The sequence below is a fragment of the Paenibacillus aurantiacus genome, assembly GCF_042431225.1.
In the GTDB taxonomy this organism is placed as follows: Bacteria; Bacillota; Bacilli; order Paenibacillales; family Paenibacillaceae; genus Paenibacillus_Z; species Paenibacillus_Z aurantiacus.
This window is the reverse complement of the sequence record NZ_JBHMDO010000032.1, coordinates 1-16,374: the sequence shown is the minus strand read 5'-3', so window position 1 is coordinate 16,374 and position 16,374 is coordinate 1. Positions and strand designations below refer to the sequence as shown.

The following is a 16,374-nucleotide window of genomic DNA, read 5'->3' as shown; positions in this document are numbered from 1 at the left end:
AAGATTGGGGGAATAGACGGTGAAACTTATCAAGAGATTAAGTATTACGATCTTAACCTTACTGATACTGAGCTCGTATATACCTGTTATAAAGGCATATGCGGACTCAGTCGGTACACCTACCGATCCTAATATCAAGTATTTTGGTCGTTGGGATAAGGTGAGCAGTACCAATTATGTCAGCCACTTTGGTGGGGCCTACTTCAAAGTGAATTTTACCGGCACTACGGTACAGCTCAAACTAGGTGGATCCGTTAGTTTCTATGCTCAGATAGATGGTGGTTCAGATGTTCTTTACAACGGCACAGAAGGAACGGTTAACTTGACTTCGACTGCGTTATCACCGGGTACGCATACATTAAGAGTTGCAACCAAAGATCTGCATGAAGAGATGAATTTTCAAGGCCTTGTTCTGGACGAAGGAGCAATGACTGAAGCTCCAAATGTTTCTGATACGATTTTGGAGTTTGTAGGGGATTCAATTACAGCAGGTCATAGAACGAGCAAGAACTTTTTGACTGCTTATCCTTGGCTAGCTGCAGAACAACTCGGGTATGAGCATACACAGATTGCTTACTCTGGTATCACGTTGGCTGATGGATATTATTATTCCGGCAATAAACTGCCTGGCATGGAAGTTGAGTATTTTAGCACGACACAACCAACAAACGCTTTCAAAGCATGGGATTTTTCTACCTACCAACCGAAGATGGTTATTGTGAACCTTGGTACAAATGATAATGCGACTAATGTTCCTTCGAACGTACCATCAGCATTATTCCAAGAGAAATACACGACGTTTTTGCAGAATATCCGTCTTAACAATCCAAATGCACAAATTATTGCGATGAATCCATTCAACGGAGCTTATCCGACTGAGGTAATGGCTGCTGTTGATGCAAGAATTGCAGCTGGTGATACGAAGGTACACTATTTGGATACGACTGGTTGGATCACTGCTGCTGACACATCGGATGGTACGCATCCAACGGATGCTGGAGATCGGAAGATTGCAAGCCTTTTGGTACAGGAATTACAGCTTTATCTGACGGGGATACCAGACTCGATCACTCTGAATAAGGATCAAACTTCCATTGAGGCAGGACAGACTGAACAGTTGACTTCAACAGTTAGCCCGTCTTCTGCAAATACGAAAGTTACATGGAGTGTAGTACACCAAAGTGGGGCCAATGTTGCTTCCGTTTCGTCAACAGGTATTGTAAGTGCGATTTCACCTGGTACAGCAACAGTTAGAGCAACGAGCTACTATGACAGCACAAAATTTGCGGATGCTCTGGTAACAGTTACAGGCAAACCAGTTACTTCGCTTATGCTGAATAAGGATCAAACCTCGTTGGAGGAAGGTCAAACCGAACAACTCGTTGCAACGGTTCAACCATCCGATGCAACGAATAAGAATGTTACGTGGAGTGTAGTAAACGAAAGCACGGCAAATGTTGTAACGGTCTCGAATACTGGCTTCCTCACAGCGACTAAAGAAGGTACAGCAACGGTTAGAGCAGCCAGTGAATCTGATAATACCAGATTCGCTGATATCACTGTTACGGTAACGACTAAGGTTGCGAACTCAACGCCTCCTGCTGATGTAACTGGGGCTTCGGTAACGGCAAGTGACAGTCGTTTGGTCTTATCTTGGACCGATCCAGCGGATTCTGATTTGGACCATATCGTTATCTCGGGTACAGGCATCACGACTCAGAATGTTACGCGAGGCATCAGTACGGCAACGCTTACAGGTCTGACGAATGGAACGACTTATTCGATCTCACTTAAAGCAGTGGATACATCAGGCAATGTATCAAGTGGCGTTACAGTGAGCGGCAAACCCTCACCAATCCTTGTTTCGTCCGTAACTCTATCTTCATCTACCTTGAAATTGGATCTAGGTTTGAATGCGCAATTGACGGCGACGACTGCACCTATTAATGCGACGAATAAGAAAATAGTATGGACATCCAGCAATACAGCTGTTGCAAAAGTTGATAGCAATGGTAATGTCTACTCCGTTGGTGCAGGTACAGCAACAATTACTGCAGCATCTGAGGATGGAGGAGCTCAAGCAACAAGTGTAGTGACGGTTAATGATAGCCTTGCTCTTAACAAGACATCATCTGCTACTGCAACGAGATCTGGTTCCCCCGCATCTAATGTGAATGACTCCGACCCAGCAACGTTATGGACAACCGGCGCCAAAGTAGCGGCTTCTCCTGCTTCGTGGCAAGTTGACCTGGGACAGGTAGCTAAAATCAATAGCACTTATATTCTTTCCTGGAACACGATTAAGTACAAGATTGAAGTGTCGAACGATAACACAACGTACAAAATGGCATTCGATCACACTTCCACGCTGACTGCAGCAAATGATTCTACAGATACGATGCCGGCAAATACCTATGGACGGTATGTGCGGGTTACCATTACTGGAACGACCACTTCTTCAAACTGGGTTGCTATTCATGACTTCCAAGTTCATGGTTCATTTGTAGCAACGCCTGCTGCAATTACGCTTGATAATCCTACGGTTGCGCTTGTAACTGGCAATACCATACAACTCGGAGCAACACTGGCTCCGTTCAATGCGATTTCAGACGTTACATGGACAAGCAGCAATACAAGCGTTGCAACCGTTAATACAAGCGGACTGGTAACTGGCGTAACAGCAGGGACAGCCACTATCACGGCAACAACATCGAACGGCTTGAGCGCTACAAGCACGGTAACGGTAACGGATCCAGACCTGACACCGCCGGCTGAAGTTACAAGCGTGACGGTAACACCAGCTGACGGACAGCTTATACTGACTTGGGCGGATCCAACAGATGTTGATTTTGACCATGTTGTTGTAGCTTCTGGTGCAACTACCCAAAATGTTAATAAAGGCATCAAGAAGGCAACAATCACAGGTTTGACGAATGGAACGTCGTATTCTATTTCAATGAAGACAGTAGATGTTTCTGGTAATGCTTCAACTGGCGTAAATATAAATGGTACTCCAACGCCAGACACGATTGCGCCTGCTGAGGTAACAGGTACAGTTGTACAAGCAAGCGATGGCCAGTTGAAAATTATGTGGAATGATCCAACGGATGTCGACTTTGATCATGTCGTGATCAGCGGATCCGAAATTACGACTCAGAACGTTGCAGCAGGTGTGCAATCTGTTATGATCACAGCATTGACGAATAATACAGATTATACGATCTTGCTTCAGACGGTAGATACAACTGGTAATCAATCAACAGGTGTTAATGTGAACGGTAAGCCTTCAACGCTTGATACAATTGCGCCTGCAGAGGTAACAAGTGCATCAGTATCTGTAGCGTCCGGCAAATTGACTGTAACTTGGAATGATCCAACGGATGAAGACTTAGATCACATCGTGGTAAGCGGCAGCGGAATTGCAACGCAGACTGTGGCAAAAGGCACACAACAAGTAATGTTCACAGGATTGACGAATGGTACTGGCTACACCATCGTTATTCGAACAGTCGATACGACAGGTAACCAATCGACAGGTGTAAACGTAGTTGGCACGCCTATCGCTGACACAACAGCACCAGTAGAAGTAACAGGCGCGGTAGTTAAAGCAGGAGATGGGCTGTTGGAGATTACATGGAATGATCCATCTGATGTGGACTTTGACCATGTTGTAGTTAGTGGTGTAGGAGTAACATCTCAGAATGTTGCTAAAGGCGTGAAGAAAGCGACGGTTACGGGGCTGACCAATGACGTTACCTATACAATCGTACTAAAAACAGTAGACGAGTCTGGAAACGCATCGACAGGTGTTAGTGTGGATGGTAAACCTGTTGCTCCAGATACTACTCCTACGGGAGATATTACAGGTACAGCGGTTTCCGTAGGAAACGGTCAGCTTACGATTACGTGGAACGATCCATCCGACGATGATTTTGACCATGTCGTAATTAGTGGAGCAGGTATTGCAACACAAACGATAGCTAAAGGCACTGGAAGAGTAACCCTCACGGAACTGATCAATGGTACATCTTATACGATCTTGATTAAAGCAGCTGACTATTACGGTAATATCTCCTCTGGCGTGAGTGTGATGGGCACACCATCCGCATCTGCAATTTCGCTAGAGATCGGAAATCGAAGTATTGGCGGAGCGGGATTTCTTCATTCGATCACGACAAGTGGTGGAGACGTAACTGGCAAGTATCTTCTGATTCAGCTGACTGAAGGAACTGGTGCAAATGCGAAAGTAACAGTCATCATGATTAAAGCGAGTGCTACTGCTAAGGTATCTTATCAAGCTGACGGAACGAAGGTAGAGGCATGGCTGGTAAGTGGAATGCCGAACTTAACCTTGGGCGACATGGATGTCGAAATCTATGCATATTCTAAGTCAAACTGATAGTCATAAGTATTAAAAACCTTCAACGAAATACCGTGTGGAGCCTGGAGATTTCACACGGTATTTTGTGTCTATGCACTATGTACGCAAGGTAACTAGTGACTCAACTAAGCAATTGATGGATTGGATCTTTCTTTATGAATTCTAAACAAAAGGTATGAATACTTGAATGATGATATTTCGTTTCATAATGCGGAAATTTTAAAATAATAAAAAGGTATGGAAACAGAATTTATCAATTAATTGGAGGATGCAAAGATGGCGAGTAGTCAAACATTCAATCGAAAACCAGACGGAGGGTACCTTTTTGCCCACTTTATAGGTGAACAAGAGGATGGGGAGCAAATTTATTTTGCATTAAGTAAGGATGGTTTGAACTGGGAAGATCTCAACGGTAATAAACCGATCCTGTATTCGACTCTCGGTGAACGAGGAGTACGAGATCCTTATTTAATCAGGGGAGCTCATGGAGACAAGTTCTATATGATCGCCACCGATTTATGTATCTATCATCGCGGGGGCTGGACAGCAACAGAGCCAACAGTTACGGGAAGTCGTTCCATAGTGATATGGGAATCTTCTGACCTTGCCAATTGGTCGGAACCATGGATGGCAGAGGTTGCAGCTGTAGAGTCAGGATGCGCGTGGGCTCCAGAAGCTATATATAACGAAGAAGAAGACAACTATCTTGTGTTCTGGGCATCTAGCAGAGATGCGGTAGACGGAAATGGTCGAGGTATGCATGTTTATTATAGTCTAACACGTGATTTTCGCACTTTCACAGACGCGGAAATCTATATAACGACTGGCGAGAGGAGTGCCATTCTTGATACGACAATCATCAAAGTGGGAAGTACCTACTATCGAGCGTCCTGCGCCAAAGGGCAGATAATAATTGAATCGAGTAAGCGATTATTAGGGGAGTGGAAGAATGTTTCAACCCTAGAATCATTAGGTTTTGGGCTGACATCCAGAGATGTTGAAGGGCCTGCATTCTATAAGTTCAATGGAATCGATCAGTGGGGGCTAATCGTAGATCAATTTGCAATAGAGGGTGGATATTTGCCGCTAATTACCACTGATATTGGTGATTCAACGGGAGCAAGTTGGAGACGATTGACGAATGAGGATTATTGTTTTGGTCAACTTAAGAAACGTCATGGATCGATTTTACCCCTAACTCAGAGTGAATTTGAATTGATGGCTGCTAAATGGGGAGCAAGAAAGTAGGTTACAGTTCCAAAAAGCCTTTCAATATTCAATTGAATCTTAAGTCCAAAGGCCGCTAATAAGCGGTCTTCGACCATTATAGGTGCTTATTTAGCTATCTGCATAGGGATTTAACATTCCGCTGAGGGATAAGTAAAGCTCATGACATAATTAACTGGAGGTGCAATTTCAGCAATTCGGAAGTGGCGATTAAAGGGGAAGTGAAAAGAAGGGGTTTGTATTTATTGCATTTGTTCCGAACCTCGGAAGCAATTAATCTTCCGAGCTCCCTGGCGAGTTACTTATGAAGGCCAGAGGATGATAGTAACTGTCAAGGATTTGAATGTAATGGTTATTGCAATCACCTTGGAATAACACCTCCTCTTTGTTGAGGATTAGTTATTATTATCCCTTTTCTTTAGAAAATATACTATAATCGACAACGAGATTGTAACGAATGAAATTACGACACCTTTTGTAACAATTAGCGTAATTTATTTAAAGTTCTATTTTTACTACAAACACGTATAAAGGAGGTGAAAGTTGAATGGAGTTAAGTGGAATCCAAGAACTTTACAATCATTTTTTGGGAATGGATCCATTTTGGAAGTTTATTATTGCAATAATTAGTGGACTTACTGTGTTTCTTTACAAAGCGTTTCTCTCAATGTTTTCAGAGGAAGAGAAACAATATATCCCGTTAGAAATCAAGGCAGGGGAATATATGGGAAAGATCTATGCTGGTATTTCAATTTATGAAAAAAGCAATAAAGACCGATCCGATGAAGAAAAGTTAATCGAAAAATTTGGGGATTGTTTTTACTATCTTCCTTGGGAACTTAAGAAAAAAGTAGAGCTATATTATGATAATCGATCTGAATATACATTACTGACGATTAAAAACAAAATTAAAGAGTATGCAGAATCGCTTAAAAATTATAGTGAGAAACCTCTCGGATTAGATTTAGTTTTCTCATTTCTTGGAAAGATATTGAAACCAATTTTCCCATTAGTTGTAGGATGTATTATTTTTATCTCTTCAATTATTAATTATTATAGCTTTAGCACGGCCTCTTCGTTTTGGGAAAAAGCTGATGTTATGTTTAGCTGGGGAGTATTTGTTCTTGCAATAATGTTCTTTGTATCAGTTTTGAATGTTATTATCGGTAAAAGATGGAGAAAAGGTCTAGGTATCAAAATATGGCTATCTATTGGAGGAATAATTTTAATTCCATTTATTTTTACTGCACTACATAATGAATTAATCCCATTTGCATCAATCGTTCAAATCCCATTACTGATAATTCTATTCCTACATAAAAACAATGAGGCTACCCATGATGGGGAAAAAGTATTAAAACCAAATTTTTGATTTGCCCTCAAATCCTGCCACCATCGTGCTCACGAGCTTCCAGTATACCACAGGCAGACAGGAGAGCCAGATGACTTGATACTGGTTGGGCTGAAGTGGAAAAGATGGAAATAAAGCAGTGAGTTAGGGTGATGTATAAAAGAATGAATTTATGGTTATGATGGATTATATCAGAACCTCGTAATTTCCCCGAAACAACCGCCAAAGGTTTGCTGGTTGAAGATGCAGGCTCGTTGAATGGACATCTAAATTAGTCGGATATTTTCAGATGATTTTGCGCTTATATTACAGATGCTAATGCTACTAGAGGGATTTTATATTGGTAGACGGAAGTTTTATCGATCGCGTAAAAGTAATAACTTTAGCTACAAACAAAGTTGGGTCACAGGAAAGGGCCGGTTGGGTAGAGATTCAATTCTATTGCTGTTATTCTAGCGATAGTTGTAGTAATTCTAGTAATATGGAAATTGGCTCAATTCTTCGATTCATTACCTAGTTTGTTGAGATTAATGGTTGCTGTAATCGTCCTCTTAGGATTTGGGCTCAAAGTAGATTTTTTGCTAACTTCTATTTAATCGATTAGATCCTTTACCAGGATCTAGTGTTGATTTGTAATAAAAATGCTTTCCGTTGGTTTTCCAATGGTAAGCATTTTTTTGTTTGTTAAAACGGAAAGAGTCTGCTTAGAATGGTGTATTTATGACTATACATTCTGTGAATAAATATACAATTCACCTTTAGCGGAAATTCTCATCAAATGTGAAAACCAGGCAAATACAGCACCGTTCGGGAATTGTCGTTCTCACTAACTGTGAAAACGGCCCTTGATAAATCAAGGTTTTTCCGCCGTTGTTTTCTCACTAAATCTGACGCCACACATGGGAGTTGTTGTGAGTGAGCCTGTTGTGTGGCGTCAGATTTTATAAGGAAAATTTCGAGGTTATTGAGACTGGATGGTCATATTTGATGAGAAATGTATATTTATACATCAGTATACGGTGCGGGAATACGCTTAATGCTTGTGTGGTGAGAAGAAGAAGAGGGCTTGCTGCCGCTACGCAGTAGTGCAGAGTGGGCGCTTCTTTCTTTCATTCTTTCATTCTTTCATTCTTTCATTCTTTCTTTGTTGTGCGGCTGGCGGTAAACAAATTATTGGATCACTGAGAATGTCATAATCAAATCAACTTGGACTTGGAAGCACAAGTCGACGGACCCGAGGTGGAGATAGTTTTTTGGACATGACTCGAATAAAAGCCGCGAAGTATCACTCCCCGGCTTTTCCTAGTTCCATATGTTCTTCGTATTGGAAAATCGACATCTTTAAGCGCTCCTTCATAAAATTCTTATTACATATAGGTTCGCGTCTGAAAAATGACAAATGAATGAAATGATCATCCGGAAGAATGTTATAATATGAAAAAAATATGGAAATTATTGATGGTATTGGATGAATGAATTCCGGCCTAAGGAGTAATGAACTAATGGATGAACAAACGGCGTTTCGCACAATAGAAGCATTAAAGAATCAGCTCCAACCACAAGGATTCACTGTTAATCTTGCATTCGAGACAACTTCTGATTCAATCCAAGGGTCCATCATCACAGAATCTGGAGGATCCATTCCAATCCAGCTAAACAAGTTAGTCGATACAGCAGAGTGGGAGCTTAAACAACTTGAACAAACCGGAATTGTGACAATTCCGAATTTATCTGATCTTAATGGACTTGTTTTGCTTAGTAGGGTTAATCTTGTGGAAATACTGCCGGATCGTTTAATCAATGCCCGAAACGTTAAACTTACGAATCTAATAATTAAATTCATGCATGAGATGGAAAATGCCCTCTACATTGCGTTTCATGTAACAATCGATACCTGGGAACTCCCTATTGGGGGAAGAAATCTGGAAATTGATGACTTCACTATTCAATTAGCATGGGAAAACGAACGGCTATCCGGTAGTTTTCAAGGCCGGACAAAAATAGTAGGCAATGAAGAAACACCTGTACAAGGCGATTTGCAGAATGGATTTATTCTGGCGGGTAATCTTGGCGCAGTAGAATTGACTTCTTTAGCGAGTAGCTGGGGAGCCAGCTTGAAATTACCGAGCGGATTTCCCAGGCTCGTGTTGCCGCAAGTACAATACCGTATCGAATTTTCTGAGCATACACCATTTGTCTTGTTATACGCTCAGACTGATGACTTTGGTCAGTTAACCATAGTGGTGCGAAAGATAAATGATAATTGGGAATCGTTTGTTATTATTGAGCTGTTAGATGGTTGGAAGTTTTCGAACCTCTCGAGTCTCCTTCAGCCGCTCGACATATTGCAGATTAAGGAGCCAACGTTGACGTTAGCTTCTGTCCCAAAACCGGACTTCAACTATACTAAATCGGATGGCACCGAAAAGTCGCTCAATATGCGAAAAGATTTCAATTTGTCTGCTGAATTAATCCTTCAAGGCGCGGGACTAGAGTTTGTAGAGAAGTTGATCGGCCGCAAGGAGTTGCCTTTGTTGCTCCATGCCGCTGAATCCTTCACAGAAGCAGAGGTTTCGGTTGATCTTAAGCAAAAGATTGTTCTGTTGCCTGACGTTATTATATTCGATCAATTTGCTATAGATATCGATCCACAACCATTGGTGATGGAATTGATTTGTGAAGCAACCATCACCATATTCGGCACGGCACTACCCCAATTTCGTACTAGTGCAACGATAGAAGAAGGGAGAACAGAGCTCTCTTTAGAAACCATCGAGCCCTGGGAAAATGTATTTGGTATTCGTGGATTTAAAATAAACAAAGCGATTTTCGAAATGGAAACCGCTCCTTCACCTAAATATGGAATATATGGTGACGTAGCAATTTCCGATAAGACGATCCGAATGGCTGCGCAGTTGATCGGCAACGCTCCAAGCATGATTGCTGGTAGCTTACAGGGAGAACTCTCTTTAAAGGAAACAATACGAGACTTGGTGGGGCTACAGCTTCCAGACATCCTTGATCTAAGCATTAAAGACTTTAATATTTATGCGGTCGCTGACCCTCAAGGGGTAACGATTGGCGACATTCATTTTGATCCTGGATTTGCACTCCAAGGTACACTTGGAATATTGGGTCTTGATCTGTTCGTAAAGGTCATCGTCGATCCGCACAATGGTATATATGCACATGGATCGTTAAGTCAGATCATCTCACTTGGAGATGTGTTAAAGATATCGAATGCAACAGGGGATGGACCGCCATCCGCTACGTTGGACACCCGTACGCCGAGTCCTGGGACTCCAGCACCTCCAATACTCCAACTATCGGGAATGTTCGATTTGTTGGGACTAAAGGAGTCGATCGAAGTCAGCATCGAGAAATCGGAATTTGAATTTAGGCTCAAAAAGGAATTAGGAATTTCCGAATTCGAGTTGCATTGTAAAGTAAAGCAGCCTAACTTTTCTGCTGAAGGTGACTTCCAATTCGATTTAAACGTCTCCACTGGTCCGATAACGGTTGCTGGCTACAATCTTGGAAGAATCAAAATAAACACCGGATTCAAAGGGTCCACTTCGGTATCTTTCCAAGACGGCCAATTCCGAATGAGCATAGATGGCAAATTTCATTTTCAAGGAAACGAGCTGTCGCTGCCTAAACTACAGTTAACCGCTCAGCTAGAATCTTTAGAAAAGTTGCCTGAGCTCATTAAACAGCAAATAAGCGACAATGCGGGAGAGTTATTCAAGGATATGCTCGCAGATCCCAACAAATGGCTGCAAGGAATTAAAGATGAATTGATTGAAGGCGTAGAAAATGTGTCGAAAGTGTTAAAGGATAAGTTTAGTCGATCTGCCGAACAGATTGGTACAGATATTCGAAATACACTTGGATTGGGGAGTGCAGCCGCCGCCCAAGGACTAAAAGACATAAATGAAGGTGCAGAAAATATAGCTAGAGTTCTAAAAGCTTTGGGCGATCCATCAGGAGAAGTACGAGCCGCTTTGGTAAATGCTGGTTTTCCTTCAGAAGATATTAGCCATGCCATGCAAGTTGTATTTTCTGAAATCGCACATATTGATTTTCCTAGTCAAGGTCATATCGATACTCCTTTAACCCCTCATATCGATATGCCCCTAACTCCACATGTCGATATTGCAGAACAAGGGCATTGTGACATTGAAGCTCAGATTCACGTTGATGTGCCAGGACAAGGACATATAGATGCTTGGACGGGCCACATAGATAGTGGTGGGTTTATACATGGAGATTTTGGAGGTATACATGGGGACACGTCGGTCACCCCCCATCTAGATACTCCCTTAATTCCTCATTGTGACACACCTTTAACACCTCACGGAGATATTGCATCTATCGGCCATGGAGATGTATCTGAAGTTGGGCATGCAGATAGCCCTGCCACTCCCCACGGTGACGCACCTTGAATGACTCGTAACACATTACAAGGAGGAAATTAAGTTGCCTGATGATGATAGCCCGCACATTGATATACCTGGACATTGCGGCATTCGTGAGGCAATACCGCCTCATTTAGATATTCCGGCACAATCACATTTTGACATACCAGCTCAGCCGCATGTAGATATAATTGGCCACTATACTTCTAGATCAGGGGGGCATATTGATATTGTGGCACAGTCACATGTTGATATACCAGCTCAGTCGCATGTAGATTTTAATGGCCATTATGGCGGCAGATCAGGGAATCACTATGATATTGGCCCGCCTATTCACATTGATATTCAATTTCGGGAGCATGGAGATATACCTACTATGGAACATGTAGATTTCTTTTCTATACATATCGATATCCCCGATGATCCCAATTGTATACCTCACATGGATATTCCGCTTGGTGACACGCCTTAAGTAACTAACAAATTCGTTGTAAGGAGGATAAGAGATGACTATAGAAGTTAGGCCACTCGGTGTTGCTTGTAATTTAGCTTGTCAATATTGTTATCAGAACCCTATGCGAGATGCCGGTAACATATCTAAAAACTATGATATTGACAAAATTAAGTTGGCAATCGTTAAACAAGGGGATTCTTTTGTTCTATTCGGGGGAGAACCACTTCTTATTGACGAGAAGGACCTTGAATCATTATGGTCCTGGGGATATGAGAAATTCGGAATGAATGGAATGCAGACGAATGGGGTGCTCATAAATGAAAACCATATTCGAATGTTTAAACAATATCGAGTACATGTTGGGATCTCGATTGATGGACCGGGTGAGCTGAACGATGTGCGGTGGTTCGGTTCTTTAGAGAAAACGAGGGATACAACAGCAAGAACAGAGCTGGCGATAGAACGGCTTTGCCAGGAAGGTATTCCCCCCAGTCTTATAATTACGTTACATCGACTCAATGCAACAGAGGACAAGCTCCCCATTATGCATGCATGGATGCAAAAACTTGAAAGCCTTGGCATCGAGAGTGTCCGACTACATATACTCGAAACTGAGAGTGAGATTATTAAACAAAAGTATGGTCTAACTCCTGAGGAGAATATTCGTGCATTACTCAGCTTTAATGCGCTTGAATTAAAATTGCAACATTTGAAATTTGACATGTTCAGCGATATGAAAAATTTATTGCTTGGCCAGGATAAATATTCTACTTGCGTCTGGCGTGGTTGTGATCCTTATGCAACAGCTGCTGTCAAAGGAGTAGAGGGGAATGGACAGAGCAGTAATTGTGGGCGTACGAACAAAAGTGGTATTGATTTCACGAAAGCGGACAATTCTGGCTTCGAGCGTTATATAGCACTCTATCATACTCCTCAAGAGTATGGGGGATGCCAAGGCTGCCGCTTTTTTTTAATGTGTAAGGGACAATGTCCTGGTACAGCAATTGATAATGAATGGCGTAACCGTACCCAAGACTGTGGAGTATGGAAGCAGCTATATATTAACATTGAAAACCGCTTGATCAACTCGGGGTACCAAACGATATCACTTCATCCTAACTTAAAATATTTAGAGATGGAGATATTAAAAGCTTGGGAGCAAGGAATGAACCCAACTTTACAAGAGACCATGGAATGGATGCGTAAAAAGACGGAGGAGGGAAACAAGAAAGATGTTATCCATTAAACGGCTTCCCTTTAAAATGGCTGATTTTACTCGTTTTAGCTGGGTTAGTGACCATGCCAGAGCTGTCTGGGAACCTAGAATAAGACAAATCTTAAGTGCTTGGTCTGATATAGAATGGTTGGCTGTTCCAGAAGGAATTAGAAAATGTTCATTAACATTGATTGCTCCCGAACAATTAGTTGATTTCTCTAGAAAGATGGCAGCTCATGGTTTGTCAGTTGTACCAGTAAGCATGCAATCTGTTAGCTCACACCCATACCAAAATACAATATCAGCTTACAAAGAAGGAAAGCCATTCAATTACCATATTGTAGTCGGTAAAATAAACGATGCTGCCCAATTTAAAGCAGCGTATGATACGAACAATCAAGAAGAGATGGGGAAGCTTCTCGGATATCCAGAGTGTTGTCGTCGATTTTTTCAAAAGGTCTGGGTAGAAGAACAATTTATTGATACTACTTGGCCAATGGCTTCAAATACAGCAAATCCATTGATCAATCCAACAATGATTGAAATTGACGCACCTGATCAAACGAATATATTGCTTCGCTGGTTAGGCATACGTGCGGTTCCTCATCTACCTTGTTCATTCCATTGCGAATCTACAGTGGACAAAGCGGAGAAGTTTATAGGGTTAGGTAAAAGGAACGGGTATTCAGCTGAAATGGCGTGGTTAACAGAGATGCTATCTTGGCCGATCGAATGGTCTGCTTTACATGGTATTGCAGAGATTAAAACTCCTGTAGTGAAAATATCGTCGTGTACTGATTCAACTGCAATTAAATATGTCGTGAGACGGAGGAGTGAAAATTATCCTGCGGAGGGAGCACGAGGGCTTTTCTTTCCGTATGAACAGCCCAAACGTCGATTCATTACGGAGTCCGAAAACTTCTTTAAGGCCATGTCATCGATCAATATAACAAATCCAAAACATCCGGATTGGTATTTCCTAGATAACGGTTTTGAATCAGACTTGGATATGTCTATTGCGCATCAATCAATAATAGAACTTGCTACCTCGATTCTAGCGGATGGGCAAGGAACAATAATGGATCTAGGTTGTGGAAATGGGGCACTATTGAAAAAAATATTGGAGAAAAATTCACAGGTGGTTCCATATGGAATTGAGAAAGAGGACAGTAAGATAAAAAATCTGCAGCAACTCCTTCCGAATCATACGACCAACTTTGCGATCGGTGATATTTTTAATATCAAAAAATTACCGATTATTGATCAAAATTACACGATTATGATTCTGATGCCAGGACGGCTCTTAGAAGCCTCCTCTAAACAAGTTGAGCAGTTAAAATGTTGGATTCAAGACCATTCTACATATCTGCTTGTTTACGCCTATGGCGATTGGTTAAAGAGATACGGCAGTCTTGCTGCCTTAGTTGAGAAAGCTGGGCTGCAGTTATTTCAAGTTAATAACAACAGCGGCTTAGCTAAGTTCATTTGAAAACAGTAAAAGTTAGGCTATCGAAATCGATCGATAGCCTTTTCGATATATCAGAAGAAAAAAATTAATACAAGAAAATCATCTCATATGGAAATTTCTGCGAAAACTGATGCTCGGCAGAGAGCGATGTATGAGATGGAATAAATTGCTTTTTTGAAGGGTTTTCTTAGAGTTATTTACAATGAAAAAAGCGTTTATCCCGTTAGGGACGAACGCTTTGTTTCACATGTCGGAGCAAAGATTGGCGCCACATACGGACAACTGCTCACAATGACTGAGAGCATAGCAGAGCTAAGACTGGTTGTTGATGCCACGCTTTACCTTAGGCAGTTTTAATTCTATTAAGGTCGTTCAGCTTCTGTTGCGAAAACATGAATTTCACCTACACTTTTATCATCTTTTCTACGTTTTATAAGATAATTATATAAATCTGTCCATTTGGGAATATCGGTCATAGTTACACAACCAGCTGATACTGATCCAGTGTGAAGATAGCGATCCCCTGAATGACCAATCCTAAACCATGTACTTGCGAATCTCGATCTGTCCTCATATGACTCACCACCTTTATGAGGTGCATCAGGGATTTCAATATCGTGTACACCAACAGGGACCATATTATTAGGATCAGTCATTGTATCTATAGGACCTACCCACTCTCCGTTGTTCTGATACCATAATTTTTTACTCGGTATTACAAAATGCACCTGAGCCGTAGGCTGCTTCGGATCTCCCTCAATTAAGTATGACCCCCCCCCTTCCTTTTGTTTAACACTTCCTTCTCTACCTGCGTGCACACCTTCGATTACTTTGAAATAATCCCGACCTCCCTCAGTCTTAATATATTCCACTCTTAAGTTTTGAGGTAATGCATCAGGGGCGTTACTTCCGGAGAACTTGACAAGTAGCCATCCTTCATTATCAGCATCAGAAACATGTCTAATACTCATTTTTGTACGTCCTTTCTTAAGGGATTTTCGTTCTTTTCTTTACTTATTATTTATAAATAGGAAAAATGATATTCAAAGCTGTAGATAAATTTGTTATTTATTTATTTATTTGTATAAAAATTTGATACTGGGGATAATTAATACCCTATACATGCCACATTGAATTGAGGAATTAATACACAAGATTTGGAGGTTACTCGCAATGAAAGACCAGATACTGGGATATGTGGAAAACGAGGTTTTTACTGAAATTTGGCCTTCCCAAAATAAACAAAAAAAGCTTACTACAATCAAAATGGTTGCTGGAGAAGATCCCTTACGGCAGCTTGTTGATTTATCTTCATACAACGGCAGTTTGATTGCAGTTGTAGGGCACAACTCCGAAGATTTTCTTTATGAGGCTAAAATCATTGAGAAAGCAGGGAGTAAAGTCACCAAACTTGTGAAATTGTTAGTTGATACTCGTTAATATTGGCTTAAAAGCATAAGATGTTCGTAATATTGTTTATGTATATGTTCCATGTACCAGGCAAGTGGTTCTTGGCGCCTGGTCCCAAAGTCCATGACTTCGAGGCTCCTTTCTCTACTGAAAGGGCCTCTTGTTATTTACTCCTCTTTAACTGGAAAATGAGGTCCTACCTGATCGAAATTGATGTCTTTAAAAAATCAAATAAATCAAACTGAAATTATTATGAACTCTATTATGTACAACAAAAAATACTAGGAAAGCCTAGTATTCTTGCGGATTTACAATTATGTACATGAAATTAGGATAGTCTTCAGAAGATCTTGGCGAGAATCTTGTTCTCGGAGACGCCGATGCGGGTGTTAATGCCGGTTTCCTTCCAGACGCGCATCCGGATATGTCTAGCGAGTTCCTCGGCGGTG

At 41.4% G+C, this 16,374-nt stretch carries 10 protein-coding genes; 8 read left to right on the top strand and 2 right to left on the bottom strand.

From position 1 onward, the window contains the following. Positions 1 to 19 precede the first annotated feature (19 nt). From ACFFSY_RS18910 to ACFFSY_RS18880, 7 genes are all read left to right on the top strand, one after another. Complete coding sequence (locus tag ACFFSY_RS18910) at positions 20 to 4,399, top strand: Ig-like domain-containing protein (RefSeq protein ID WP_377496888.1); 4,380 nt, start codon at positions 20 to 22, stop codon at positions 4,397 to 4,399. 258 nt (positions 4,400 to 4,657) lie between these two features. Beyond that, positions 4,658 to 5,629: a glycoside hydrolase family 43 protein gene (locus tag ACFFSY_RS18905; RefSeq protein WP_377496886.1), complete on the top strand. Its 972-nt coding sequence runs from the start codon at positions 4,658 to 4,660 to the stop codon at positions 5,627 to 5,629. A 526-nt stretch (positions 5,630 to 6,155) separates the two neighbouring features. Continuing rightward, the gene (locus tag ACFFSY_RS18900) at positions 6,156 to 6,980 is read left to right on the top strand and encodes a hypothetical protein (RefSeq protein ID WP_377496885.1); all 825 of its coding nucleotides are present in this window, start codon (positions 6,156 to 6,158) and stop codon (positions 6,978 to 6,980) included. Positions 6,981 to 8,461: 1,481 nt separating this feature from the next. Beyond that, entirely contained in the window at positions 8,462 to 11,404 is a 2,943-nt protein-coding gene (locus ACFFSY_RS18895) for a hypothetical protein (protein WP_377496883.1), read from the top strand. A gap of 34 nt (positions 11,405 to 11,438) precedes the next feature. Continuing rightward, positions 11,439 to 11,849: a hypothetical protein gene (locus ACFFSY_RS18890; protein WP_377496881.1), complete on the top strand. Its 411-nt coding sequence runs from the start codon at positions 11,439 to 11,441 to the stop codon at positions 11,847 to 11,849. 34 nt (positions 11,850 to 11,883) lie between these two features. After that, the gene (locus ACFFSY_RS18885; protein ID WP_377496879.1) at positions 11,884 to 13,077 is read left to right on the top strand and encodes a radical SAM protein; all 1,194 of its coding nucleotides are present in this window, start codon (positions 11,884 to 11,886) and stop codon (positions 13,075 to 13,077) included. Continuing rightward, the gene (locus ACFFSY_RS18880) at positions 13,064 to 14,536 is read left to right on the top strand and encodes a methyltransferase domain-containing protein (protein ID WP_377496877.1); all 1,473 of its coding nucleotides are present in this window, start codon (positions 13,064 to 13,066) and stop codon (positions 14,534 to 14,536) included. Before ACFFSY_RS18885 ends, ACFFSY_RS18880 begins: the two co-directional genes overlap by 14 nt. A gap of 341 nt (positions 14,537 to 14,877) precedes the next feature. Here the strand turns inward: ACFFSY_RS18880 and ACFFSY_RS18875 are convergent, their stop codons facing one another. Continuing rightward, the gene (locus tag ACFFSY_RS18875; protein WP_377496875.1) at positions 14,878 to 15,486 is read right to left on the bottom strand and encodes a hypothetical protein; all 609 of its coding nucleotides are present in this window, start codon (positions 15,484 to 15,486) and stop codon (positions 14,878 to 14,880) included. Positions 15,487 to 15,688: 202 nt separating this feature from the next. Between ACFFSY_RS18875 and ACFFSY_RS18870 the strand changes: the two genes are divergently transcribed. Then, the gene (locus ACFFSY_RS18870; protein WP_377496872.1) at positions 15,689 to 15,955 is read left to right on the top strand and encodes a hypothetical protein; all 267 of its coding nucleotides are present in this window, start codon (positions 15,689 to 15,691) and stop codon (positions 15,953 to 15,955) included. A 310-nt stretch (positions 15,956 to 16,265) separates the two neighbouring features. On the opposite strand, the gene ACFFSY_RS18865 is transcribed toward ACFFSY_RS18870, so the two are convergent. After that, the coding region (locus tag ACFFSY_RS18865; RefSeq protein ID WP_377496942.1) for a Y-family DNA polymerase at positions 16,266 to 16,374 on the bottom strand (109 nt) is incomplete at its 5' end.